The organism is Klebsiella sp. RC2 (assembly GCF_014192815.1).
Classification (GTDB): domain Bacteria; phylum Pseudomonadota; class Gammaproteobacteria; order Enterobacterales; family Enterobacteriaceae; genus Klebsiella; species Klebsiella variicola.
In genome coordinates, this window is the sequence record NZ_JACHYL010000001.1 from 708,736 (window position 1) to 733,544 (window position 24,809).

At 57.0% G+C, this 24,809-nt stretch carries 25 protein-coding genes, 1 tRNA gene and 1 pseudogene; 15 read left to right on the plus strand and 12 right to left on the minus strand.

All coding sequences use genetic code 11. The features are described from left to right. The first annotated feature begins 20 nt into the window (after positions 1-20). The 4 genes from FHW76_RS03300 to yejF are packed head-to-tail and all read left to right on the plus strand — an operon-like array spanning position 21 to position 5,546. Positions 21-1,826, plus strand: coding sequence for an extracellular solute-binding protein (locus FHW76_RS03300; protein WP_023298003.1), 1,806 nt, complete (start codon positions 21-23; stop codon positions 1,824-1,826). 9 nt (positions 1,827-1,835) lie between these two features. Beyond that, positions 1,836-2,930 carry a microcin C ABC transporter permease YejB gene (locus FHW76_RS03305; protein WP_008804006.1) on the plus strand — a complete coding sequence of 365 codons (1,095 nt, stop codon included), beginning with the start codon at positions 1,836-1,838 and terminating at the stop codon, positions 2,928-2,930. Next, positions 2,930-3,955 carry a microcin C ABC transporter permease gene (locus FHW76_RS03310; protein ID WP_012541016.1) on the plus strand — a complete coding sequence of 342 codons (1,026 nt, stop codon included), beginning with the start codon at positions 2,930-2,932 and terminating at the stop codon, positions 3,953-3,955. Before FHW76_RS03305 ends, FHW76_RS03310 begins: the two co-directional genes overlap by 1 nt. A 1-nt stretch (position 3,956) precedes the next feature. Continuing rightward, positions 3,957-5,546, plus strand: a complete 1,590-nt coding sequence (gene yejF / locus FHW76_RS03315) for a microcin C ABC transporter ATP-binding protein YejF (protein ID WP_050887405.1) — start codon at positions 3,957-3,959, stop codon at positions 5,544-5,546. A 3-nt stretch (positions 5,547-5,549) separates the two neighbouring features. Here yejF and FHW76_RS03320 read toward each other — a convergent pair whose 3' ends face one another. The 3 genes from FHW76_RS03320 to rsuA all read right to left on the minus strand — a co-directional run bounded on the left by FHW76_RS03320 (position 5,550) and on the right by rsuA (position 8,137). Further along, on the minus strand, positions 5,550-5,894 hold the full coding sequence (locus FHW76_RS03320) for a YejG family protein (RefSeq protein WP_002912974.1): 345 nt from the start codon (positions 5,892-5,894) through the stop codon (positions 5,550-5,552). A 330-nt stretch (positions 5,895-6,224) separates the two neighbouring features. Then, positions 6,225-7,421 carry a Bcr/CflA family multidrug efflux MFS transporter gene (locus FHW76_RS03325; protein ID WP_008804003.1) on the minus strand — a complete coding sequence of 399 codons (1,197 nt, stop codon included), beginning with the start codon at positions 7,419-7,421 and terminating at the stop codon, positions 6,225-6,227. Continuing rightward, positions 7,418-8,137 (minus strand): 16S rRNA pseudouridine(516) synthase RsuA, encoded by a 720-nt coding sequence (gene rsuA / locus FHW76_RS03330; RefSeq protein ID WP_008804002.1) that lies wholly within the window; start codon positions 8,135-8,137, stop codon positions 7,418-7,420. The genes FHW76_RS03325 and rsuA overlap by 4 nt, the downstream gene beginning before the upstream one ends. A 146-nt stretch (positions 8,138-8,283) precedes the next feature. Between rsuA and FHW76_RS03335 the strand changes: the two genes are divergently transcribed. Then, complete coding sequence (locus tag FHW76_RS03335) at positions 8,284-10,041, plus strand: DEAD/DEAH box helicase (RefSeq protein WP_183476222.1); 1,758 nt, start codon at positions 8,284-8,286, stop codon at positions 10,039-10,041. 136 nt (positions 10,042-10,177) lie between these two features. Beyond that, a complete protein-coding gene (gene rplY / locus FHW76_RS03340; protein WP_008804000.1) occupies positions 10,178-10,462 on the plus strand; it encodes a 50S ribosomal protein L25 in 285 nt (94 codons plus the stop codon). A 58-nt stretch (positions 10,463-10,520) separates the two neighbouring features. On the opposite strand, the gene FHW76_RS03345 is transcribed toward rplY, so the two are convergent. Continuing rightward, complete coding sequence (locus tag FHW76_RS03345; RefSeq protein ID WP_183476225.1) at positions 10,521-11,408, minus strand: LysR family transcriptional regulator; 888 nt, start codon at positions 11,406-11,408, stop codon at positions 10,521-10,523. A 103-nt stretch (positions 11,409-11,511) separates the two neighbouring features. Between FHW76_RS03345 and FHW76_RS03350 the strand changes: the two genes are divergently transcribed. After that, the gene (locus FHW76_RS03350) at positions 11,512-12,798 is read left to right on the plus strand and encodes a serine hydrolase (protein WP_023323039.1); all 1,287 of its coding nucleotides are present in this window, start codon (positions 11,512-11,514) and stop codon (positions 12,796-12,798) included. 20 nt (positions 12,799-12,818) lie between these two features. Here the strand turns inward: FHW76_RS03350 and FHW76_RS03355 are convergent, their stop codons facing one another. Beyond that, positions 12,819-13,415 carry an NUDIX domain-containing protein gene (locus tag FHW76_RS03355; protein ID WP_008803997.1) on the minus strand — a complete coding sequence of 199 codons (597 nt, stop codon included), beginning with the start codon at positions 13,413-13,415 and terminating at the stop codon, positions 12,819-12,821. Positions 13,416-13,496: 81 nt separating this feature from the next. Here FHW76_RS03355 and FHW76_RS03360 point away from each other — a divergent pair, with 81 nt between their 5' ends. Further along, entirely contained in the window at positions 13,497-14,258 is a 762-nt protein-coding gene (locus tag FHW76_RS03360) for a DeoR/GlpR family DNA-binding transcription regulator (protein WP_023323040.1), read from the plus strand. A gap of 19 nt (positions 14,259-14,277) precedes the next feature. Here FHW76_RS03360 and yejK read toward each other — a convergent pair whose 3' ends face one another. Further along, positions 14,278-15,285, minus strand: a complete 1,008-nt coding sequence (gene yejK / locus FHW76_RS03365) for a nucleoid-associated protein YejK (protein WP_008803995.1) — start codon at positions 15,283-15,285, stop codon at positions 14,278-14,280. A gap of 186 nt (positions 15,286-15,471) precedes the next feature. On the opposite strand from yejK, the gene FHW76_RS03370 reads away from it, so the two are divergent. From FHW76_RS03370 to FHW76_RS26625, 4 genes and pseudogenes are all read left to right on the plus strand, one after another. Next, on the plus strand, positions 15,472-15,699 hold the full coding sequence (locus tag FHW76_RS03370) for a YejL family protein (protein ID WP_004195346.1): 228 nt from the start codon (positions 15,472-15,474) through the stop codon (positions 15,697-15,699). 18 nt (positions 15,700-15,717) lie between these two features. After that, positions 15,718-17,478 carry an LPS biosynthesis-modulating metalloenzyme YejM gene (yejM, locus tag FHW76_RS03375; protein ID WP_008803994.1) on the plus strand — a complete coding sequence of 587 codons (1,761 nt, stop codon included), beginning with the start codon at positions 15,718-15,720 and terminating at the stop codon, positions 17,476-17,478. A gap of 76 nt (positions 17,479-17,554) precedes the next feature. After that, positions 17,555-17,631: transfer RNA gene (locus tag FHW76_RS03380), tRNA-Pro, on the plus strand. 187 nt (positions 17,632-17,818) lie between these two features. Next, positions 17,819-17,914: pseudogene (locus FHW76_RS26625) on the plus strand (AraC family transcriptional regulator); the annotation flags it as partial. A 12-nt stretch (positions 17,915-17,926) separates the two neighbouring features. Here FHW76_RS26625 and FHW76_RS03385 read toward each other — a convergent pair. The 6 genes from FHW76_RS03385 to FHW76_RS03410 all read right to left on the minus strand — a co-directional run bounded on the left by FHW76_RS03385 (position 17,927) and on the right by FHW76_RS03410 (position 22,508). Beyond that, on the minus strand, positions 17,927-18,715 hold the full coding sequence (locus FHW76_RS03385; RefSeq protein WP_008803993.1) for a pyrroline-5-carboxylate reductase: 789 nt from the start codon (positions 18,713-18,715) through the stop codon (positions 17,927-17,929). A 207-nt stretch (positions 18,716-18,922) separates the two neighbouring features. Then, the gene (locus FHW76_RS03390; RefSeq protein ID WP_070612811.1) at positions 18,923-19,462 is read right to left on the minus strand and encodes an L-2-amino-thiazoline-4-carboxylic acid hydrolase; all 540 of its coding nucleotides are present in this window, start codon (positions 19,460-19,462) and stop codon (positions 18,923-18,925) included. Between the two features lie 4 nt (positions 19,463-19,466). Further along, positions 19,467-20,309, minus strand: a complete 843-nt coding sequence (locus FHW76_RS03395; protein WP_183476228.1) for a transporter substrate-binding domain-containing protein — start codon at positions 20,307-20,309, stop codon at positions 19,467-19,469. Continuing rightward, positions 20,299-21,051 (minus strand): amino acid ABC transporter permease, encoded by a 753-nt coding sequence (locus FHW76_RS03400; protein ID WP_016161566.1) that lies wholly within the window; start codon positions 21,049-21,051, stop codon positions 20,299-20,301. The genes FHW76_RS03395 and FHW76_RS03400 overlap by 11 nt, the downstream gene beginning before the upstream one ends. Positions 21,052-21,060: 9 nt before the next feature. Continuing rightward, entirely contained in the window at positions 21,061-21,759 is a 699-nt protein-coding gene (locus tag FHW76_RS03405; protein WP_110233591.1) for an amino acid ABC transporter permease, read from the minus strand. A gap of 8 nt (positions 21,760-21,767) precedes the next feature. Beyond that, a complete protein-coding gene (locus FHW76_RS03410; RefSeq protein ID WP_008803988.1) occupies positions 21,768-22,508 on the minus strand; it encodes an amino acid ABC transporter ATP-binding protein in 741 nt (246 codons plus the stop codon). A 333-nt stretch (positions 22,509-22,841) separates the two neighbouring features. Between FHW76_RS03410 and FHW76_RS03415 the strand changes: the two genes are divergently transcribed. From FHW76_RS03415 to FHW76_RS03425, 3 genes are all read left to right on the plus strand, one after another. Continuing rightward, complete coding sequence (locus tag FHW76_RS03415) at positions 22,842-23,051, plus strand: YdgH/BhsA/McbA-like domain containing protein (protein ID WP_004102265.1); 210 nt, start codon at positions 22,842-22,844, stop codon at positions 23,049-23,051. Positions 23,052-23,121: 70 nt separating this feature from the next. Beyond that, positions 23,122-23,310, plus strand: a complete 189-nt coding sequence (locus tag FHW76_RS03420) for a hypothetical protein (RefSeq protein ID WP_008803987.1) — start codon at positions 23,122-23,124, stop codon at positions 23,308-23,310. A gap of 348 nt (positions 23,311-23,658) precedes the next feature. Beyond that, positions 23,659-24,768, plus strand: a complete 1,110-nt coding sequence (locus FHW76_RS03425; protein WP_012967534.1) for an AI-2E family transporter — start codon at positions 23,659-23,661, stop codon at positions 24,766-24,768. Positions 24,769-24,809: the final 41 nt, after the last annotated feature.

A 24,809-nucleotide genomic window follows, 5' to 3' on the forward strand; every position in this document is an offset into this window, starting at 1 on the left:
GACAAGGTATTCTGCCGCCTATGTATGCGCGCCTCTTTTTAATTCTGCTTGCTCTGTTTAGCCTTAGCGCTAAGGCGCAAACAATAAAAGAAAGCGTCGCCTTTGCGATTATCGGTGAACCCAAATACGCAGCCAGCTTCAGCCATTTTGATTATGTCAATCCTGAGGCGCCGAAAGGCGGCACCCTCACCCTGGCGGCGATCGGCACCTTTGATAACTTCAACCGCTACGCACTGCGCGGCAATCCCGCCGTGCGCACTGAGGCGCTCTACGATACCCTGTTCACCACCTCGGATGATGAGCCCGGCAGCTACTACCCGCTGATTGCCGAGCGGGCGCGCTATGCCGAGGACTATTCCTGGATGGAGATCGCTCTCAACCCGCACGCCCGCTTCCATGACGGCACGCCAATCACCGCCCGGGACGTTGCATTTACCTTCAACAAGTTTATGACCGAAGGGGTGCCACAGTTCCGTTTGTTTTATAAAGGCACCACCGTTAAGGCCATCGCCCCGTTGACCGTACGAATCGACCTCGGCCAGCCCGGCAAAGAGAACATGCTGAGTCTGCTGAGCCTGCCGGTGATGCCTGAGTCGTTCTGGCGCCAGCACAAACTCAGCGACCCGCTGTCGAAGCCGCCGCTGGCCAGCGGGCCATACCGCATCAGCGCCTGGCGAATGGGGCAATACATTACCTATTCACGCGTCGCCGACTACTGGGCGGCCGACCTGCCGGTCAACCGGGGTCGCTGGAATTTCGATACGCTGCGCTATGACTATTATCTCGACGACAATGTCGCTTTCGAAGCCTTTAAAGCGGGAGCCGTCGATCGCCGGGAAGAGACCGTCGCCAAAAACTGGGCTACCCGCTACGTCGGTCGCAACTTCAGCCGCGGCTACATTATTAAAGATGAGCATACAAATACCTCGGCGCAGGATACCCAGTGGCTGGCGTTCAATATTCAGCGCCCGGTTTTTGCCGATCGCCGGGTGCGGGAGGCCATTACCCTGGCGTTCGATTTTGAATGGATGAACAAGGCGCTGTTTTACAGCGCCTATCAGCGCGCCAACAGCTATTTCCAGAACACCGAATATGCCGCCCGCAGCCTGCCCGACGCCGCCGAGCTGGCCCTGCTGACGCCGATGAAAAACGAACTGCCCCCGGAGGTCTTCAGCCAGGTTTACCAGCCGCCGGTCTCCCGCGGCGATGGTTTCGACCGCGACAACTTACTCAAAGCCGATGCCCTGCTCAATGCGGCGGGTTGGACGGTAAAAAACCAGCGCCGGGTCAACGCCGCCACCGGCAAGCCGCTGCGCTTTGAACTGCTGATGCCAGCCGGTGGCAATGACCGCTGGGTGCTGCCGTTTCAGCACAACCTGCAGCGCCTGGGGATCGTCATGGATATTCGTCAGGTTGATAACTCGCAGTACAGCAACCGTCGCCGCAGCCGTGATTACGACATGATGCCGAGCCTGTGGCGTGCCATGCCCTGGCCCGGCACCGACCTGCAAATCTCCTGGGCCTCAGACTATATTCACTCCAGCTATAACGCACCGGGGGTACAAAGCCCGGTAGTGGATAAGCTGATTGCGCAGATCCTGCAGTGGCAGGGCAATAAGCAGAAACTGATCCCCCTCGGTCGAGCGCTGGACCGCGTGCTCACCTGGAATAACTACATGCTGCCGATGTGGTATATGGCGCAGGACCGCACCGCGTGGTGGAATAAGTTCTCTTTCCCCGAGACCCGCCCCATTTATTCCTCCGGGCTCGATACCTGGTGGTACGACGTGAACAAAGCGGCCACCCTCCCCGCGGACAGACGTTAAGGACATCCCATGGGCAGCTACCTGATCCGCCGTTTGCTGTTAGTGATCCCCACCCTGTGGGCCATCATCACCATTAACTTTTTTATTGTGCAAATCGCACCCGGCGGCCCGGTCGATCAGGCCATCGCCGCCATCGAATTTGGTCAGCACGGCGGGATGCCGGGTGCCGGCGACGGCGGGATGGGCGCCAGCCATGCCCGCACCGGCGCAGGGAACATCAGCGAGGGGCACTATCGCGGTGGGCGGGGCCTTGATCCGGAAGTCATCGCCGAGATCACCCACCGCTACGGCTTTGACAAGCCGCTGCACGAGCGTTACCTGAAGATGCTGGGCGATTATCTGCGCTTTGATTTTGGCGACAGCCTGTTTCGCAGCGCCTCAGTACTGCAGCTGATTAAAGACAGCCTGCCGGTCTCGGTGAGCCTCGGACTGTGGAGTACGCTGATTATCTACCTGGTTTCCATTCCGCTGGGTATTCGCAAAGCGGTCAGCAACGGCAGCCGCTTTGATATCTGGAGCAGTACGCTGATTATTATTGGCTATGCGATCCCCGCCTTTCTGTTCGCCATCCTGCTGATCGTGATTTTTGCCGGCGGCAGCTATTTCGACCTCTTCCCGCTGCGCGGTTTGGTCTCACCGAACTTCGACACCCTTCCCTGGTATCAGAAAATCCTCGACTACCTGTGGCACATCACCCTGCCGGTGCTGGCGACGGTGATCGGCGGCTTTGCCGCCCTGACCATGCTGACCAAAAACAGCTTCCTCGACGAGATCCGCAAACAGTATGTGGTCACCGCCCGCGCCAAAGGCGTCGGTGAGAAACAGATCCTCTGGGGACATGTGTTCCGCAACGCCATGCTGCTGGTGATCGCCGGCTTCCCGGCCACCTTTATTAGTATGTTCTTTACCGGTTCGCTGCTGATCGAAGTGATGTTCTCGCTGAACGGCCTGGGTCTGCTGGGCTATGAAGCGACGGTCTCCCGCGACTATCCGGTGATGTTCGGCACGCTCTATATTTTCACTCTGATTGGCCTGCTGCTGAATATCGTCAGCGATATCAGCTATACGCTGGTCGACCCGCGCATTGATTTTGAGGGCCGCTAATGTCTTTCTTCAGTCCCGTTAATCAGGCCCGCTGGGCGCGCTTTCGTCACAACCGTCGCGGCTACTGGTCGCTGTGGCTGTTTTTAATTCTCTTCTTCTGCAGCCTCGGCGCCGAGCTGCTGGCCAACGATCGCCCGCTGCTGGTGCAGTACCGGGGCCAGCTGTACGTTCCGGTGTTAAAAAACTACACCGAGCAAACCTTTGGCGGCGCGTTCGCTACCGCCGCCGACTATCAGGATCCCTGGCTGCAGCACCAGCTAGCCACCCACGGCTGGGCGCTATGGCCGCCGGTGCGCTTCGGCGCCACGACGATTAATTTTGCCAGCACCGTCCCCTTTCCGTCACCGCCCTCGGCCAGCAACTGGCTTGGCACCGACGCCAACGGCGGCGATGTGCTGGCGCGGATCCTCTATGGTACGCGCATCTCGGTGCTCTTCGGTCTGCTGCTGACGCTGTTCTCCAGTGTGCTGGGGGTGCTGGCCGGGGCGATACAGGGGTACTATGGCGGCAAAATCGACCTCTGGGGCCAGCGCTTTATTGAAGTCTGGTCAGGGATGCCGACCCTGTTTCTGATCATCCTGCTCTCCAGCGTCGTGCAGCCGGGCTTCTGGTGGTTGCTGGCGATCACCGTCCTTTTTGGCTGGATGACGCTGGTGGGCGTGGTGCGCGCTGAATTTCTTCGCACCCGCAACTACGACTACATCCGGGCGGCGCAGGCGCTAGGGGTCAGCGACCGGCAGATCATCCTGCGGCATATGTTGCCTAACGCAATGGTGGCGACCCTCACCTTCCTGCCTTTTATCCTGTGCAGCTCCATTACCACCCTGACGTCGCTGGATTTTCTCGGCTTCGGTCTGCCGCTCGGCTCCCCCTCTCTCGGGGAGCTGCTGCTGCAGGGAAAAAACAACCTGCAGGCGCCCTGGCTGGGCATTGCCGCGTTTCTCTCCGTCGCCGTACTGCTGACGCTACTGATTTTTATTGGTGAAGCGGTTCGCGACGCCTTTGACCCGAGTAAGGCGGTGTAATATGACCCACCCGCTGTTAGCTATCGACAATCTCTCTATTGCCTTTCGCCAGCAGGGCGAGACGCAGACCGTGGTGCACAATCTGTCGCTCGAGGTGGCAGTTGGTGAGACGCTGGCGCTGGTGGGCGAATCCGGCTCAGGAAAAAGCATCTCCGCGCTGTCGGTGCTGCGACTGCTCCCCACCCCGCCGGCCAGCTACCCCAGCGGCGATATCCGCTTTCATGGCCAGTCGCTGCTGCATGCTGAGGAGTCGACCCTGCGCGGCGTGCGCGGCAACCGGATCGCGATGATCTTTCAGGAGCCAATGGTGTCGCTCAACCCCCTGCATACCCTGGAAAAACAGCTCTATGAGGTGCTGTCGTTACACCGGGGAATGCGCAAAGAGGCGGCGCGCGGGGAGATCCTCGACTGCCTGGAGCGCGTCGGGATCCGTCAGGCGCCGCGGCGTCTGGCGGACTATCCGCATCAGCTCTCCGGCGGCGAGCGCCAGCGGGTGATGATCGCCATGGCGCTGCTGACGCGCCCGGAGTTGCTGATCGCCGATGAACCGACCACCGCCCTGGACGTGTCAGTGCAGGCGCAGATCTTGCAACTGCTGCGCGAGCTAAAGCGGGAGCTGAACATGGGGTTGCTGTTTATCACCCATAACCTGAGCATTGTCCGTCAGCTGGCTGACCGAGTAGCGGTGATGCAGAACGGCCGCTGTGTGGAACAAAATGACTGTCGGGCGCTGTTCAGCGCGCCGGCGCATCCCTACACCCAACGCCTGCTGGATAGCGAACCAGACGGTGAGCCGGTGCCGCTGGCCGTCGATGCCCCGGTGCTGCTGCAGGCGGATGATTTAAACGTGGCATTTCCTGTTCGCAAAGGGATCCTGCGCCGGGTGGTCGATCACCATCGGGTGGTCAACAGCCTCAGTTTTCAGCTACGCGCCGGCGAGACGCTGGGCCTGGTGGGCGAATCGGGATCGGGAAAAAGCACCACCGGTCTGGCGCTGCTGCGCCTGATCTCATCCGAGGGAAAGATAACTTTTGCCGGCCAGCCGATTCAGGGGCGTAACCGTCGACAGCTGCTGCCGCTGCGCCGACAAATGCAGGTAGTTTTTCAGGATCCGAACTCGTCGCTCAATCCGCGCCTGACGGCGCAGCAGATCATTGAGGAAGGCTTGCGCGTCCACCAGCCGACGCTGACGGCAGCCGAACGCGAACAGGCAGTGATCCTTGCCATGCAGGAGGTTGGGCTCGACCCGGCCAGCCGCCAGCGCTACCCGGCGGCGTTCTCCGGTGGCCAGCGGCAGCGTATCGCCATCGCCAGAGCGTTGATCGTCAAGCCGCAGCTGATCGTCCTCGACGAGCCGACCTCATCGCTGGACAAAACCGTTCAGGCGCAGATCCTGAATCTGCTGAAAGCATTACAGCAAAAGCATCAGCTGGCCTATATTTTTATCAGTCATGATTTACGCGTGGTGCGGGCGCTGTGTCATCAGGTGATGGTGCTGCGTCAGGGAGAGGTGGTTGAACAGGGCGAGTGCCAGTCCGTCTTCAGCGCACCCCGACACGAGTATACCCGCCAGCTGCTGGCGCTGAGCTGACGGTCAGAAGGGGTTGTTGCCGGAGAAGGGCTCGGCGATGGCCACGCCAAAATTTTTCAGACGACAGGTGGCGGCGAATTCATCCTGCAGGTTAACGAACAGGCACGGTTCGCCTTCGCACTCAAGGACTGAACAGTCGACTTCGATGTCGCTTAACGCCTGGCTGAGCTTATGCATAACCGGCCAGGCTTTCTCACCGTCCGGACTCAGCAACTTCAGGGCAACGAGACTGTTCTCGTTCTGCGCGCCGTTTTGCGGAATCGGTTCAACTCTGGAACCCGCAAAACCGGCCAGCCAGCGATAGCTCTGCGGCAGACGGTGTACGATAGAGAGTTGTTGTGTATTCACGTGGTTTCCCCGGAAGCAAAAGGCTTCACAATAAATTTACATCAATATTAACACACTGTTGACAAATAGTCCTGCCTTGACGCAGAAAACGTTTACAGCCGCGGCGGGCCAGGGCTAAGCACTTATAATCCAGCGCGTTATTTTTATACCCGGCGAGCCGATTGGCGCTATATGTACCCGTTTCTGTGATCCAAAACAACTTTTTTATCGCAACAATGCGACTTTTTACACTAATTGATTTTACATAAAGGAAACAAATCGCAGAACCCTGAAGCTCATTCTGGTTGACATGTATCAAGAAAGGGGCGATTTCGCCCCTGAAAATGTGACCTAGTGTGCGATTTTTCGCCGACGGGAAGCGTAAAGCGAGAAGAAAATAGAACAGGTTGCGCAGAAGGCAATAGAGATCAGCATTGGCCAGGCGGTGGTAAACGTCGCCATCGACAGCAGCGCGCCAATGATCGCCCCGATACCAAAACGAAACGTTCCGGCCAGTGACGAAGCGGTGCCGGCCATATGCGGAAACTCATCGAGGATCACCGCCATGGCGTTAGACGACACCATCGATACGCAGCCGACAAAGGCCGCCACGCCGATCACCAGCGACCAGAAGCCGACGTCCAGCAGCGCGCAAACCACCATCCATACCGCCATGGCAAACTGGATCCACAGCCCGGCCCGGAACATGCGCAACGCCCCCACCCGCCGCACAAACCGGCTGTTGAACATGGTCATCAGGAACAGGAAAACAATGTTCAGCGCAAAATAGTAACCAAAGTGCTGAGGCGCAACGTGGTTAATATTGATATAGACGAAAGGCCCGGCACTGAGAAACGAGAACATCCCCGCGAAGCTAAAGCCGCTCGCCAGCATATAGCTCAGCACCCGCTTGTGACGGAACAGGGTGGCAAAATTACCCAGCGTGGTGCGCAGATGGAACGGCTGACGCCTGTCAGCTGGCAGCGTTTCGCGGATAAACAGGCCGATCATCAGCGAGGCGAGCAGGGCCACCAGCGCGAGGATCCAGAAGATGGCATGCCAGCTAAACCAGACCAGCACCGCCCCGCCGACCATCGGCGCCACCAGCGGCGCAATGGTCGTCACCAGCATGACAAACGACATCATCCGTGAAAACTCATCTTTCGGATAGATATCGCGCATCAGGGCGTTGATCACCACGCTGGCGGCCGCGGCCGCCAGACCGTGGAAGAAACGCATGACAATGAGCATATCGATGGTCTGCGAAAGGGCGCAGGCCACCGCCGCCGCGGCGAACACCAGCGTCCCGCCGAGGATCACCGGTTTGCGACCAAGGCTGTCTGCCATCGGCCCGTACAGCAGCTGACCCAGCGCAAAGCCCAGGATATAGGTGCTGAGCGTCATCTGCGCGCTGCCGTCCGGGACGTTGTACTGGGCGGCGATCACCGGCAGCGCCGGAAGATACATATCGATCGACAGCGGCATCAGCATGGCCAGCAGGCCGAGGATAAACACAATTCCCAGAGAAGAATTCTGCTTCACTGTCACGTTTTACTCCGTGCCTGCGGGGCGCCTACGCTGGCGATTTCCGTTTCCGTCAGCGGACGATATTCACCCGGCGCCAGCGCGTCATCCAGCAGGATATCGCCGATGCGCTCCCGGTGCAGGCCAACCACATGGTTGCCCACGGCGGCGAACATGCGTTTCACCTGATGGTAGCGCCCTTCGCTGATGGTCAGGCGCACTTCGGTCGGGGTGATCACTTCCAGCACTGCCGGCTTAGTGAGATCTTTTTCATTGTGCAACTGGACGCCTTTGGCAAACAGCTCTGCGGTCCCTTCCGCCAGCGGGCTTTCCAGCTCCACCAGGTAGGTTTTTTCACAATGGTGGCGCGGCGAGGTAATGCGGTGCGACCACTGGCCGTCATCGGTCATCAGCACCAGCCCGGTGGTGTCGATATCCAGGCGCCCGGCGGCGTGCAGCTTGTGCGCCACCGGCTCATCGAGGAAATAAAGGATAGTAGGATGATCGGGATCGTCGGTGGAACAGACGTAACCCTGCGGCTTGTTCAGCATAAAATAACGGGGGCCGTTCTGCTGGGTCAGCGTATTGCCATCATATTCCACCTCGTGCTCTGGCTGGAGCTTAAAAGAGGCATCTTTCACAATGTCGCCGTCCACGGTAACACGGCTGCCGCGGATTTCACGCCCGGCAATAGCCCGGCTGACGCCAAGCTGCTGAGCGATAAACTTATCAAGTCGCATGAATTTTTTTAGCCTGTAATAGTGCTGGAGCGGGCAACTCGCCCGAAAAAGAAGAATTTCACTGGCTAGTATAACGGGCTCTTAACACCACTCAAGGGAAAAGATTCATGGCATACTATTCGCGAGTTAATTAGCCCCGTGAATTCATGACTTTTACATTACGCCCCTATCAACAAGAAGCCGTCGATGCCACCCTCGCCTGGTTTCGTCGCCATACCGAGCCGGCGGCCATTGTCCTGCCCACCGGCGCGGGCAAAAGCCTGGTGATTGCCGAGCTTGCCCGGCTGGCCCGCGGCCGCGTGCTGGTGCTGGCCCACGTCAAAGAGCTGGTGGCGCAGAACCATGCGAAATACTGCGCCCTTGGCCTCGAGGCGGATATCTTTGCCGCTGGTCTGCAGCGTAAAGAGAGCCACGGCAAAGTGGTGTTCGGCAGCGTGCAGTCGGTGGCGCGCAACCTCGATCAGTTTCACAGTGAATTTTCGCTGCTCATCGTCGATGAATGCCACCGTATCAGCGATGACGACGACAGCCAGTACCAACAGATCATAAGCCACCTGCGGCAGGTGAATCCTCAGCTCCGGCTGCTCGGCCTGACGGCTACCCCGTTCCGCCTCGGCAAGGGTTGGATCTATCAGTTTCACTACCACGGCATGGTACGTGGCGATGAGAAAGCACTGTTTCGCGACTGCATCTATGAGCTGCCGCTGCGCTATATGATTAAGCACGGCTACCTGACGCCACCGGAACGCCTTGATATGCCGGTGGTGCAGTACGATTTCAGCCGTCTGCAGGCGCAAAGCAACGGCCTGTTCAGCGAAGCCGATCTTAACCACGAACTGAAAAAACAGCAGCGCATAACACCGCATATCGTCAGCCAGATCGTGGAGTTCGCCGAAAGCCGTAAAGGGGTGATGATCTTCGCCGCCACCGTGGAACACGCCCGGGAAGTGACCGGTCTGCTGCCGGCGGCGCAAGCCGCGCTGATCACCGGGGAAACGCCTGGACCAGAGCGGGATCGCATTATCGAGGCGTTTAAAGCGCAGGAGTATCGCTATCTGGTGAACGTCGCGGTGTTGACCACCGGCTTCGACGCCCCGCACGTTGACCTGATCGCCATCCTCCGCCCCACCGAGTCGGTGAGTCTTTACCAACAGATCGTTGGCCGCGGCCTGCGCCTGGCGCCGGGCAAAACCGACTGCCTGATCCTCGACTACGCCGGCAACCCGCATGACCTGTACGCCCCGGAAGTGGGGACGCCGAAGGGGAAAAGCGACAACGTACCGGTGCAGGTCTTCTGCCCGGCCTGCGGTTTCGCCAACACCTTCTGGGGCAAAACCACCGCCGACGGCACCTTGATTGAGCATTTTGGCCGCCGCTGCCAGGGCTGGTTTGAAGATGATGACGGCCACCGCGAACAGTGCGACTTCCGCTTTCGCTTCAAAAACTGCCCGCAGTGCAACGCGGAAAACGATATCGCCGCCCGCCGCTGCCGCGAGTGCGACACGATTTTGGTCGACCCGGACGATATGCTGAAGGCGGCGCTGAAGCTAAAGGACGCGCTGGTGCTGCGCTGCAGCGGCATGGCTATGCAGCACGGTAGCGACGAGAAAGGCCCGTGGCTGAAAATCACCTACTATGATGAGGACGGCGCCGACGTGAGTGAGCGCTTCCGTCTGCAAACGCCCGCCCAGCGTACCGCCTTTGAGCAGTTGTTTATCCGCCCGCATACCCGTACGCCGGGCGAGCCGTTACGCTGGATAACCCCGGCGGATATCATTGCCCAGCAGGCGCTGCTGCGCCATCCTGACTTTGTCGTCGCCCGAATGAAGGGGCAATACTGGCAGGTGCGGGAAAAAGTTTTCGATTATCAGGGCCGTTTCCGTCGCGCCAATGAGCTGCGTTAATCCGCCAAAAACTGAGGTTTTGATTGCCGCTGTGCCGATTGGCGGCTATAATGCCGCCCGCTTTTGCATTCGCAAAGCAGATAATCTGCCTGCAGCTGGGTCGCCTGTTGCAGGCTTTATATATAGAGAGACATCAATGTTTACTATCAACGCAGAAGTACGTAAAGAGCAGGGTAAGGGTGCGAGCCGCCGCCTGCGCGCAGCTAACAAGTTCCCGGCAATCATCTACGGTGGCGAAGCTGCTCCGGTTGCTATCGAACTGGATCACGACAAACTGTGGAACATGCAGGATAAAGCTGAATTTTACGGCGAAGTTGTGACCCTCGTTATCGATGGCAAAGAAGAGAAAGTTAAAGTTCAGGCTGTTCAGCGTCACGCGTTCAAGCCGAAACTGACCCACATCGACTTCGTTCGCGCGTAATCGCCGATAGCAAGTTGTATGGCAAACGCCCTGGTGTCTTCTGACCCGGGGCGTTTTGTTATCGGCGCCGCCAAAGTTCCGGCGCCTCGTCCACGAGGTCGCTCAGCATCCGGTGCTTATTCATGCCGGGCAGCCAGAGCATCACCATGGTCACGTTCAGTCCCTGACTGCCGACCTCGGTAGCTATTTCAGCAACCCCCTGCCACTCGCCTGGCCGTAAATGTTCCGGTAAAAATCCCCAGCCCATCCCCTGCTCCATCGCATGGCGCAGCAGCGCGATTTCATTCATATACAGCGTATGGCCTGATATCTGTAGCCGGCGGGCGATCTGATCGTCACTGCGCCGGTGCATCACCAGCTGTGGCGTTAGCGATAAATTCAGCAATGTCAGCGGCCGTGCGGCGTCAGTAAACAATCCTTGCGCGGCGTAAAAACGTAAATCAACGGTGCCCAGCGCCCGCCACTCCATTTCGCTGCCCAGCGTACGATTATTAGCCTGGCAAATGGCCATATCCGCGATGCCCTCGCTCAGCGCCTGCTCGGCTTCGCGCCGCGAGGCGCTCCAGCAGCTTAAACGGATCTGCCGCCGGGCAAGCGTATCAGCCAGCAAACAGAGAAATTCACGCGGCACGAAGGGATCGTACACCAGACGTAACGCCTGCCAGGCCGTTTGCGGCAGCGTTTGCGCAAAAGACTCGAAAGCCTGCGCCTGACGCAACAGCAGGTGTGCCTGGCGAAAAAGCTGCTCGCCTTCGGCGGTTAGCGTCAGGCTACGCCCTTCACGGCTGAACAGCCGGTAGCCCAGCGCATCTTCCAGATAGTCCAGCAGATCGCGAAGCGTGGTCCGGTCTTTAGCTAAACGAATGGCCGCCTGCGACAGGCTGCCAGTTTCGGCGATGGTGGCGAAGGCCTCAATCTGTGCGAAAGAATACTGCAGGGCTTTCATCCCTCTCTCCCTTGCGGGGGAAAATCCCCCCTATGCTGATTTTAGCCTTCGCGAGCCGATTTATATACTGCGCAGCGAATCTATGGCAAACGAGGAAATAAAAATGATAAAAAAACCACTGGCTCTGGCGTTAATTTTGGCGGCGCTGCCGGCGGCGGCGATGGCGCAAAACTGCGGCGACCTGACGCTGGATGTCTGCCCCACCCCTTACGACCAAACGCTACCCGCGGCCAAAGACATGCTCACCTGGGATCAGGCGTCACGCGTCGTTGGCTTTCGTAACGACTATCGCAATTATGCCGGAGACGTCTTCCGCCACGGCGCAGCGGTCCCGCTGGAGCGTGCTGAAAAGCCACTGACCCACGCCAGCTATACCCTCAACGGCCACACCTGGACGCTACAGGATTACCTGAAGCGCGAGAACGTCAGCGGCATGCTGGTGCTGAAAGATGGCAAAGTCGCCTGGAAATACCTTGGCAACGGCAACACCGATACCACGCTGTGGACCTCTCGCTCGGTGGGGAAATCGGTGGTTTCGACGCTGGTGGGCATCGCCATTCAGCAGGGGAAAATCCACTCCCTCGATGACCTGATTACCGTTTATGAACCCGAACTAAAAGGCACCGCCTGGGACGGTGTAACGCTCAGGCAGCTCATTCAACATACCAGCGGCGTGGACTGGAATGAAGATTACACCAATCCGCAGTCGCACTTTGCCCGCCTGACCCAGTGTGAAGCGCAGCCCGGCGCCTATGATTGCGTACGTAAAATCGTATCGGCACTGTCGCGCAAACACCCGGCAGGCGAGCAGTGGTCCTACTCTTCCGGCGGCGCCTGGCTGCTGGGCGATGTGCTGGAACGCGCGACCGGTATGTCGCTGGCCGCCTGGCTTGAACAATCACTGTGGCAGCCTGCGGGTATGGCCCACGATGGCGTCTGGCATGCTTATCAGCAAGGGAAGCATGATGTTGGCGCCCACGGCTTTAACGCCACCCTCGAAGACTGGGGCCGCTTTGGCGAGTTTGTCGCCCGCGATGGTCGGTTAAGCAACGGCAAACAGCTGGTGCCCGCAGGTTGGTTCGACCAGGCCGCAAGCTGGACAAAAGCGCTGAACTCGGTTTCAGCAGCGCATCCGCAAGGTATCTACGGCTATCAGTGGTGGAACAACGCGATTCCGGCCAATGCGCAACACGTACAGCCGACGCCGCAGGAAGGACTGCAGGGCTCGCTGTGGGCGCTGGGGATCTATGGCCAGGTGATCATGGTGAACCGCGCGGAACATCTGGTGATCGTCCAGTGGTCGACCTGGCCGCAGGCGGAACCGTCCTTCAACGCCCAGCCGCTGGAAGCGGCGCTGATGTACAGCGCCATTGCCCGCGAATTGCGCTAATCTCCCCTGCTCCTTGCCGCTTAGCCGGCGAGGAGCGTATCGGCATTCAGCGCCAGATGCTGCAACAGCATTATCGTTTTCGCATCCATGATCTCGCCATCGCGAATAGCCTGCAGCGCCCGCGCCAGCGGCCACTCCAACACTTCAATATCCTCACCTTCTGCCGCCAACCCGCCGCCGTCGCCCCGACGGTCATCGGCCTGATATTCCGCGATAAAAAAGTAGAGCTTCTCGGTCACGGAGCCTGGACTCATAAAGACAGTGAAGACGGGTTCGACACGCGTCACGCGAAAGCCGGTCTCCTCTTCCGCTTCGGCAACGATCCGCGCCTCCGGCGAGGCGTTATCCAGCAGCCCGGCGGCAGCCTCAATCAGATACCCATCGTGACCGTGGGTAAATACCGGAAATCGGAACTGGCGCGTCAGGACCACCGTCCGCTTCTCACGGTTATAGAGTAAAATGACCGCGCCGTTGCCGCGGTCATAGGCTTCCCGGCTTTGCTCCTGCCAGCGGCCGTCCCGGCGCAGCAGTTCAAAAGTATATTTTTTCAGGGTGTACCAGTTGTCAGAGAGCAGCGTCTCGCGAACGTGGCGGACGTGCGGTGCGTGAGTTTGCATGTTATATCCCCTTTGAGATGACAGCCGGCACCATAACATGCATAATCAGGCACAAACAAGATCATTCGTGAAGGAAAAATCATGCTCGCCAGTCAGAGAAAACAGCAGATCCTCCAGATCCTCACCGAGGAAAAACAGGTGATGTCCGGGGAGCTAAGCCAGCGGTTCAACGTCTCCGAGGACTCCATTCGCCGCGATCTGCGCGAGCTGGCGGCGGAAGGAAAACTGCAGCGGGTCCACGGCGGCGCACTGCCGGTTTCTGCCGCTATTGCGCCTATTGAAACGCGCAAAAGTGTGCAGATCGCCTCCAAGCAGGCAGTCGCCCGCGCCGCCGCCGCGCTGATCCAGCCAGGACAGGTGGTGATTGTCGATGGCGGCACCACTACTGCGGCAATGATCGGCTTTTTACCTGCGGAACTGAACTGTACGGTGGTCACCCACAGCCCTGGCATCGCCGTGGCGCTGGTGGACCACCCGCGAATCGAGGTGATCCTGCTCGGGGGCAAAGTGTTTAAACATTCGGTCGTCGCTGTGGGCGCCGAGACGCTGGCGGGTATGGCGCGGATCAATGCCGATCTGTTCTTTATGGGGGTGACCGGCATCCACCCACGGGCAGGTTTCACTACCGGTGATTATGAAGAAGCGGGCATCAAACGCGCACTGGCGGCCAGAGCGGCGGAAACCGTGGTGATGGCGTCCCGGGAGAAGCTCAACGCCGCGTCAGCCTTTGCCATCGGCGAACTGAACCTCGCCAGTACGCTTATCGTCGACGGTGAACCCGACGCCGCGCTGCGCCAGCAGCTGGTGCAGTGCGGCGTGGAGATCATCCCCGTTCAGCGATAGCGCCGACAGGGCATGGGGTTTAATTGCCGCCGGACGTCCGGCGCTGCAGCTGGTCGCGCAGGTTCGGCGGGGTGCCCTTAATGGTCAGGGTATCGGTGGCGGGATCCCAGAATACGCGTTCACCTAACAGCATGGCGTCGAAGTTAATGGTCAATCCGCCGCCGCTGCCGGCAAACTTGGTCAGCTGGCGTAAGGTGCTGCGATCCGCCGGGAAGCTCTCTTCCAGCTCATAGCCCTGCGCGGCAGTGAATTCCTGGAAGCTCTTTTCGCTGACGCCGGCGAGCTCTTTGGACAGCGACTCCAGCTCAATCTCTTCCCCGGCCTGCAGCTGTTCGTTACAGTACGCGTAGACCTGCTGACGCACATTCTGTCGCTCGGATTTATCAAGCTGAGCATCGGCGGCGAAGTCATCCACCGCCTGCAGCAGGCCGCGGTTCTGCGCTTTGGCGTTAAGCCCTTCGCTGGCGCCGAGGAAATCCATAAAGAAATCGGCCACTTTGCGCCCTACCCGCCCTTTCAGGAAGGTCAGATAGCGGGTCGACTCCGGGTTGGTTTCCCACTCGGTTAAATCGATGCGCGCGACGATATCAGCATGGTTAATATCCAGGTAATGGGTCGAGCGGATATCCAGCTCTTCGTTGACGCGCATACTGCTCAGGTTATTGAGCACCGCCACCAGCAGATACTCGACCGCCAGGTAACGATACTGGCAGAACAGGACAATGCCCCCTTCAGCGAACGGATATTTCGCCAGTTCATCGCGCAGACGACCAGTCGCCGCGCGGCTGAACGCCAGAAACTCTTCTTCCCCCTGACGCTGCAGACGCAGCGCCTGCGCCAGTTCACTCTCTTCATTGAACAGGCCATAGGCTTTGCTTTTGGCGCTATAGACCCGGTGCAGTTCAGCCATCATCTCGACGACCGTCGCATTCGGCTCCAGCAGTGACTCGCGCAGCACCAGCTCCAGATTTTGTTCATCACGTTTGATTAACTGATGCAGGGCAATCTGGTCGATATCCAGACTCATGTTAAACTCTCCTTTTAGACCGGGCGGTATTCAACCACCGCCGGGTTGCCGACGCAACTGGCGCCACACATTTCGACGTTGTTACCGACGATCGGTGCGCTTTTGCGTCGCGGCGAAAAAATGCGGAAAAAAAGCTGCTGCTACGGTAATATGTTGCCCTTTCACGAACAAACAGATTTTGAGTTTATGCCGCAAATTTCCCGCTATAGCGATCAACAGGTCGAACAGTTGCTCAGCGAGCTAACGAACGTCCTGGAATCACACAAAGCCCCGGTTGACCTTTCACTAATGGTGTTAGGCAATATGGTGACCAACCTGATCAACAGTAGCGTCGCGCCGGCGCAGCGTCAGGCCATCGCCCGTTCTTTCGCGCAGGCTTTGCAGTCTTCCATTAACGACGATCCGGCGCATTAAGGATAACAGCAACAGTATATGGTGACTCTACGTCAGCCCTACCGAGAAAAAGTCTCCCAGATGGTCAGCTGGGGGCACTGGTTCGCCCTGTTCAACATGTTGTTGGCCATGGTGCTCGGCAGCCGCTATCTTTTTGTCGCCGACTGGCCGACGACGCTTGCCGGACGGCTTTTTTCGTACGTCAGTCTCGTCGGACACTTCAGCTTCCTGGTGTTTACCAGCTATGTGCTGATCCTCTTCCCGTTGACCTTTATCGTGGTCTCGCAGCGCCTGATGCGCTTCCTGTCGGTGATCCTTGCCACCGCCGGGATGACGCTGCTGCTGATAGATAGCGAGGTCTTCACCCGCTTCCATCTTCACTTAAACCCGGTCGTCTGGGAGCTGGTCATCAACCCTGACCAGAATGAGATGGCGCGCGACTGGCAGCTGATGTTTATCAGCGTCCCGGTCATCTTTTTGATTGAAATGCTCTTCGCCACCTGGAGCTGGCAGAAACTGCGCAGCCTGACGCGCCGCCGTCATTACGCCCGCCCGGTCGCCTGGTTCTTCTTTCTGTCGTTTATCAGCAGCCACCTGGTCTATATCTGGGCGGATGCCAACTTCTATCGCCCGATCACGATGCAGCGGGCGAATCTGCCGCTCTCTTATCCGATGACCGCCCGCCGTTTCCTCGAGAAACATGGCCTGCTCGACGCCCAGGATTATCAGCGTCGTCTGGTGGAGCAAGGGGCGCCGGAGGCGGTATCGGTCCAGTATCCGCTCAGCAACCTGCGCTACCGTGATCTCGGCGCGGGCTACAACGTGCTGCTGATCACCGTCGACAACCTGAACTATTCGCGGTTTGAAAAGACCATGCCGGCGCTGGCGGCGTTCGCCAAAGAGAACGTCAATTTTACCCAGCATATGAGTTCGGGTAATACCGCCGACAGCGGCCTGTTTGGCCTGTTCTACGGTATTTCACCAGGCTATATGGACGGTGTCCTCTCGGCGCGTATTCCCGCCGCGTTGATCACCGCCCTCAACCAGCAGGGCTACCAGCTGGGCCTGTTCTCCTCCGATGGGTTTAGCAGCCCGCTCTATCGCCAGGCGCTGCTCTCCGACTTCTCGCTACCGAGCGCGAAGACTCAGAGCGACGAGCAGACGGCCAATCAGTGGATCGGCTGGCTGGACCGTTACGCGCAGGATGAGAATCGCTGGTTCTCGTGGATCTCGCTCAACGGCACCACCCTCGACGACACGCAGCAACAGGGCTTTGTCCGCCGTTACAGCAAGGCGGCAGGTGATGTTGACGCCCAAATTGATCGGGTGCTGACCGCGCTACGCGCAGCCGGCAAGCTCGACAACACGGTGGTGATTATCACTGGCGGCCACGGCAAGCCGCTTAACGTCAAACACGACTCGTTCGACTGGTCGCGCGAGCAGTTGCAGGTGCCGCTGGTTATTCACTGGCCGGGCACGCCGGCGCAGGAAATTGCCACGCTGACCGATAACAAAGATGTAATGACCACGCTGATGCAGCGCCTGCTCCACGTTTCGACGCCAGCCAATGAGTACTCGCAGGGTGAAGATCTGTTCAGCGCCGCACGACGTCGGAACTGGGTCACCGCGGCCAACGGCGATACGCTGGCCATTACCACCCCGACCATCACCGTGGTCCTCAACCATAACGGCACCTATACCACCTGGAGCCGCGACGGCGAGAAAATTAAAGATCAGAAACCGCAGCTCAGCCTGTTGCTGCAGGTCCTGACTGACGAAAAACGCTTTATCGCTAACTGATTGATTAATTATGAATCAATCGCGCGCGACCCGCTTGCATTCGCTCGGGGAACGGGTAATATTGTTCCCCACGCGTCGGCACGTAGCGCAGCCTGGTAGCGCACCGTCATGGGGTGTCGGGGGTCGGAGGTTCAAATCCTCTCGTGCCGACCAAATCATTCACCGGTAAGTTTTGTTAACGACCGGTAACCCTACAGAAACCCGCACTCTCTCCGAGTTTGCGGGTTTTTTGTTGCCTGTTTTCCGTCGAATTTAAACGGAATCTTCAGGCATATTCCCCTAACATGTCGAATGACCAATGCCTGAACTTGTCCTGCTCCCCGTGGATTAATAGACGACGTTAGCGATCCGGCTGGGCGACCGTTCTCATGCAGCCTTAAGCCGTGCCTTTAAGCGCATCGCCGGAAAAGCGCCGGGTGCTGCACGGCCAGTGGCGGGAAGAAGGGGTTTAGCGCTGTCCCAGTTCACGGGTACGCCTGACCGCCGCCAGTACGCTGCGCTGAAGGCCTGCGGCAAAATCACTGTTGTTCAGCTCATACAGAGCGTGGATCCCGACTCCCGCCGGTGAATTATTGATATCCAGAAGCTGACGCGGATGCTTCTGGCTTTGGCGCAGCATCTCGACCGCGCCGAGGAGGTTCTCCAGCACCACCTCCGTCGCCTGAGGCCGCGACAGCCCCGCCAGTACGCCGGCATCGGTAAGGGACTCAATAAAGTAGTAAATATAGTTAGGCCCCGCGACGCCAAAACCGGTAAAGACATCGATCAACCGCTCTGGCAGATACAGCACTTTGCCAAAACCGCGCAGAAACGGCTCGATCTCAGCCGCGCTGGCGTGGGCGTTTAAGGTTACGCCGCTATAGCCAAATCCGGTATCGGTCAGGGTATTGGGGATCGTCCTGGCAATCGGCGTTGTCTCACCAAACAGGGAGGCCAGCTTTTCCAGGGTCACTCCCGCGATCAGAGAAACCACCGTCGTCGAGCCGTTTAGCTGGGCGCGCACGCGGCTCGCCACCGCCGCCAGATCGTCCTGCGGACGGATCCCCAGCACCAGCAAAGAGGCCTCGCTTAAGCCACCGTCGCCCGACAACCGATAGCGGGAGTGCAAAGCCTCGATTCGCGCGCTGTCGATATCCTCCAGCGAGATCGCGTCCGCCCGCAGCGTACCGTTGCTTAATGACGCGCGAATAATCGCCTCCGTCATCTGTCCGGCACCAATAAAATGGACCTTTGCCATAGTTTTACTCCTTATTCAAAACGCTATTCGTCGTGACCAACACCGAAGCGCCGGCCTTGTCGCGCCGGGTCGGCAACGCGAATCCCCGTTCCGTCAGTGGGATAAATCCGTCCGTCAACGTCGCCGTCAACCGTGGTGAGCTTTTGCCCGCTCAGTGCCTGAATCGCCGCTTCTGGCTGATTAATAAACTGGTTGCGTGGCCCCCACTTAAGGTTGCCATTCCGCCTCATGCGACTCTGACTGATAAAAACGCAGCCGACAGGCGGCATCACCGCGAGCCAGCGCGGTCTGCACCTCTAAACGCAGCCCCGGAAACGCGTCAGTTAACGCATGATCCCCTTCCATGCAGATATCGCATAGCGTCTCAATTTCGCTGGCGCCCCGCCCCTGCTGCCGCCAGCAGTTGACGTAAGGACAGTAATGAAACAGGACGATAAATTCGGCCCGGCTGGCGCTAACGGGCTCCATCTCATAAACCTGAGATTCCAGACCGCGGGTAAACAGCCCGGCAAACTCCTGCAAATCCTGGCGATCGCGCATTTGCTCACGCAGCTTATGCCCGATATCGCGGCCATAGTGGCGTATGGCTTCACGCGCAAAATCATCCGCGATATGTCGTTGTCGGCTTTCGTCCAACAGGTAACCGATGGTAGCCGCGCGTTTTTCAGTAATGGCGCGCAGCGCCAGGGTCACCTCATCGTTTAAGGTGGCGGCGTTATGCGCCGGTTCCGAGCTTATTTGCGTCATGCGTTTATTCCCAGTCGGTATTCACTTTGACGTCTCTGGCGCCCGGCAGGGCATACACATCTTCGGCGTACCATTTCCGTGAGAGCTCAGCGAGCGTGCCGTCCTTTTTCAGGGCAACCAACTGCGCATCAATCGCTTTGATCAGCTGCGGGTCGGTATTTTTTTTATACAAATAGACGTTAGGAAACAGGCCGACGGAATCCGAAGCTTTCAGATTGAGATTTAGCGCCTTATTTAACGCCAGCAGTGCGCCAATAGGATAAATCGCCGCATCGTATTCCCCGGAAGCGACCGCTTTAAAGATATCGGCGGCGGACTGCTCGCCGTTGGGCTGCAGGTTAATTTGTTGGCCTGGATGTTTTTTGTTGTAGTTTTCAATCACCGTATAACGGGCGTCGGAGGTATGAATCGGCACCAGCTTTTTCTTACCGCTGGCGAGATCGCCAAGGTTATGAAGATCGTTCTCATCGTTACGTACAATCAGGCGTAAATCGCTGATCCCGGTCGGCTCGCCGGAGTGGTCGTATTTTTCCGCCCGCTCTTTGGTAAGATAAAAGTGATCCGCCGCAAGGGTATACGCGCCGGTCGACAGGCCGACGATCATCGCGTCGCGCGAGACCGCATTAAAATGAAACGTATAGTCGGTTAACCGCTGGTCCAGCACCTTTAACAGATCGCCATCGTAGCCGGTAATATTGTTGTTATCGTCAACAAAGCTAAAGGGAAAACCGTTAGCGTTAACGACAACCTCAATCGTCTTCGCGTGCGGACTTTTTTCAACCGCCTGTGCGGCATTAATTCCCATTGCCAACGTCAGCGCACTCACCAGTAAAATTTTATTTTTCAAAATACCTTCCCCAAAATGATAACCGTGGAACACTCTTTTGTACGTTTCCTTGCCAGCGGGCGCGCAGAAACCGTTCTACACTGCGCAATGCTCTGGCAATTGCCAGGCACAGCACGATATAAATCACCAGCACGACGCAATAGGCTTCGACAAAATGAAACCCGCGCGCGGCGGCGATATTGGCTTTCGCCATCAGATCAATAACGGTGATGGTGTAAACCAGCGAGGTGTCTTTAATCAGATCGATCAGCACGCTGGTGAAGTTCGGCAGTGCGGATACTGCCGCCTGCGGAAAAATAATGCGTCGGAACTGCGTGAACCCGCTTAGCCCAATTGACCATGCGGCCTCGCGCTGCCCCTTATCAACCGCGTTCCAGCCTGCGCGAAAGGTTTCGGCGAAATACGCGCTGAAAATCAGCGATAGCGCGGTGACCGCCGCCACCAGTGGCGAGAGTTTATAGTGGTACATATTGTCCTGCGGGCCGCCAAACAGCCCGGCGGCTATCCATGGCCAGACGTAAAAAAAGAAATACAGCATCACCAGTACCGGGACCGAACGGCTAAAGGAGAGAAATACCTTCGCCCCCCATTGAACCCCGGGAACCTGACGAATAATCACCCACGCCAGCGCCGCGCCCAGCAGGGTGGAAAAGAGTAAGGACAATAACGTTATCACCAGGGTGACCGGCAGCGCGCTTAAAATAAACGTAAAATTGTCCCGAATGAATGCCAGGCTAAACATGTTAATCTATCACTCCAGCAGGAACTGATACTTCTTTTCAATACGAGTGGTAAAATAGAGAATAATACTATTCAGCACCCAGTAAACGATAATAACACTAATAAACGCCGCAACCTGTTTAGACCCATAGCTATTTTGCGAAATCTTTTGTGCACGGCCAAAAATATCTACAATACCAATAATATTGACCAGTGAGGTCATCTTCACGAGGTTAATTAAAAGATTACCAAAAACGGGAATGGCAATAATGAGCCCCTGGGGAAAAATAATCCGCAGCATTCCCTTATGCCAGGGAATATTGAGGCTGATGATGGCTTCTTTCTGGCCGGTATCCACCGCACGCCACGCGGAGCGCATCATTTCTGCAAAATAGGGACTGATGCTGACCGAAATAGACAACACCGCAAAGGTGGTATCGCTAATCCATAGCGGCGGCAGCGCCAGCGCAGTCAAAATTAATTTTCCGCCGAAGAAAAACAGCAGGATCAGCAGCGCCAGGGGGGCGCCACGCAGAATGTCGGTATACCCGTCTGCCACCGCGCTGAGCGGCTTAAAGCGACTAAACTGCAGCAGCACAATCAGCAGCGCGATCGTCAAACCAAGCAGCAGTGAGGCCAGCGTTATCCCGAGGGTCACGGGTAAATTTTCCAGCAGTTTCGGCAATATTCCGGCGATATCCTGCCAGTTAAAGAGCGGGTTATTGTTCATCATTAGCCTCAGGCATGATAGTGCAGTTGCGCCAGAAACGCCCGGGTTCGCCCCTGCTGTGCTGCGCCAAATATCTGTTCCGCCGGGCCCTGCTCAACGATTTCGCCGTTTTCCATAAATACCACCCGGGAAGCGACCTGGCGGGCGAACGCCATTTCATGGGTCACGATAATCATCGTCTGCCCCGCAGCGGCAATCGTCTGAATAAGCTCCAGCACTTCACCAACTTTTTCCGGATCCAGCGCGGAAGTCGGCTCATCCAGCAGCAGAACGGCGGGGTTAATTGCCAGCGCCCGCGCAATCCCGATACGCTGCTTTTGGCCGCCGGAGAGACTGTGCGGATAGCTGTCTTTTTTATGCAATAACCCCACCTGCTTTAAGAGTTGTTCAGCAATATCCTGCGCCTCCTGACGCGGGCGCTTTTGAGCGTAAATCAGGCCTTCGGTAATATTCTGCAGTGCGGTCAGATTATGAAAGAGATTCCACGATTGAAAAACCATGGCGGTTTTCGCCCGTAGCTTTTCAATCTCCTTTTTGCCCGCTTTTGCGCAATCCAGCGCCACATCATCTATTCTTATTTGCCCGCTATCGGCAGGCTCCAGGAAATTAAGCGTACGTAATAGCGTGGTTTTCCCTGAGCCGCTGGGGCCAATAATGCAAATAATCTCGCCGGAATGAATACTGAGCGAGACCTCTTTTAGCACTCTTTCACCGGAGAAGCTTTTACTGATCTTATTAATAGTTATCATAATTAAATATTCGTGGATAATTTTTATTTGCCGCACGCCGGCGCTTATTGCTGCCTAAAAACTATATTGCTGCAGTTCAGATGATAGCAAACAAGAAAATCATCTATCGAAAGTTAAAAAATAACTTTTTATATATTTGTTATGACAATGAGGCTGAATTGTAATTTAGCTTTCTTAACAAAACTGGATGGCAATACTTGACAATGATTATTCAAATTTACTGAACAATGAAAGCAAATTGTTTCGATTTTAATCATCCGGCCGTCAGCCTATCATTTATCACATCGGGGCAACAACGCTCCAACACTGACAAAACACTTAAGGAATACGACCATGAAATCCATCAAAACTTTCGTTGCAGTTGCCGCACTCTCTATGATCTCTTTCGGTACTTTTGCTCAGAGCATCAGCGCCAGCGCTTCCACCCTGGACCGCGCAGAAGCCAAAATTGCCGCGCAGGCCGCAGAGCAAGGCGCGTCTTACAAAATCACCAGCGCTCAATTCAATAACCGCGTACATATGACCGCTGAGCTGACGAAATAAAATCGCCACATTGCCGGGCCGCCGGAAGAAACAGGCGACAGCGACAACACGATGAAATAAGGAACAGAACATGAAAAATATCGGCGTAGTCACCGCACTGCTGTTGGCCGCTACACTTTCGTCCGGCGTGATGGCCGCAGAGAAGAGCCAGACGCATCCGGAGGCGGGTTCAAATATCGATACATCGATGCATCAGAATCATATTGATGTCAGCCATGCCTTTGATAAAGAGAGCCTGACCGCAGGCAATCTTCAGTAAGACACTGCATAAGGCGCGCGTGGAAATATCCGCTGCGCGCTTTCTTTCTGCCCGTTTGACCATGGATTATCCGCCATAACCTCCGCTTTTGCCGTATCGATATACTACGCTTCTACACCTCGTTGCTTCCTGACAGCACATTTTGCAGATAACACTGCTTTCATCATGGGTACCGGACAGGCATTGAAAGCAGAAGTTGTCTGTTTTACTCAATAGCGTCCGCAGGGTTTTCTGCCAGGGTTTTTATCCACTTTTTCCCCTCTGTTATAGAGTACGACTATCCTGATGGTAAATTACGTCGTAGCATCTATCATTCGACTGTATAACTCATAAGCAGGAGCGGATGACATGAGAGTTAATGGACTTACCAAAGGATTTTTCATCCTTATCGTCTTTATTGTAACCCTGGCCTTTTTTGATGTTCTCTCACCCTATTATTCCGCCATCCTCTGGGCCGCGATCCTTGCGGTGATTTTTAATCCGGTCAAAAACAAGATTCGCACTCGCCTCGGCGAGCGCAATGGCCTCGCGGCGCTGCTGACCATCGTCATCATCTGCCTTATCGTTTTTACGCCGCTGGCGATCATCCTCTCGTCGCTGGCCTACGAGCTGAACGTGGTGTATAGCAAACTTCAGCATAACGACACTCAGTTCCCGACGGTGGTCGCCAGTCTGTTTGCTCACCTCCCCGGCTGGGCCAGAGGTTTCCTTGCCGAGCACAACCTCGATAGCGCGCAGCAGATCCAGCAGCAGCTCTCCGATGTTGCGCTGAAAAGCGGCCAGTATCTGGCCGGCAGCGCGTTTCTGATTGGTAAAGGCACCTTTGGCTTTACCGTCAGCTTCGGCATTATGCTGTACCTGCTGTTCTTCCTGCTGAAGGATGGGCCTTACCTGGTGCTGTTGACTCTCGAATCTCTGCCGTTATCGAGCTATGTGAAGCAGCACCTGTTCGCTAAATTCGCCGCGGTCGCCCGCGCCACGGTAAAAGGCACCGTGGCCGTGGCGCTGGCGCAGGGGGCGCTGGGCGGCTTTGCCTTCTGGGTTGCCGGTCTGGACGGCAGCATTCTGTGGGGTGCGCTGATGGCGTTCCTGTCGCTTATCCCGGCGGTAGGCTCGGCCATTATCTGGGTGCCGGCGGCGATTTACCTCTTCGCCACCGGGCAGCTATGGCAGGGTGCCTTTATCGTCGGCTTCTTTGTGATTGTGATTGGCCTGGTGGATAACATTCTGCGTCCGCTGCTGGTGGGCAAGGATACCAAAATGCCGGACTACCTGATCCTTATCGCCACGCTGGGCGGCATGGAGATCTACGGTATCAACGGATTCGTTATCGGGCCGCTGATTGCCGCCTTGTTTATCGCTTGCTGGAACCTGCTGTCGGGACGAGAGCATGCCGGTAATACCGATGAAATAGATGAAGAATTCATTGAGGAAGCGAAAAATAGCCGCAACGAATAAGCTTCATGGGCCGCCGTGGCGCAAGGTGCGACACGGCATCA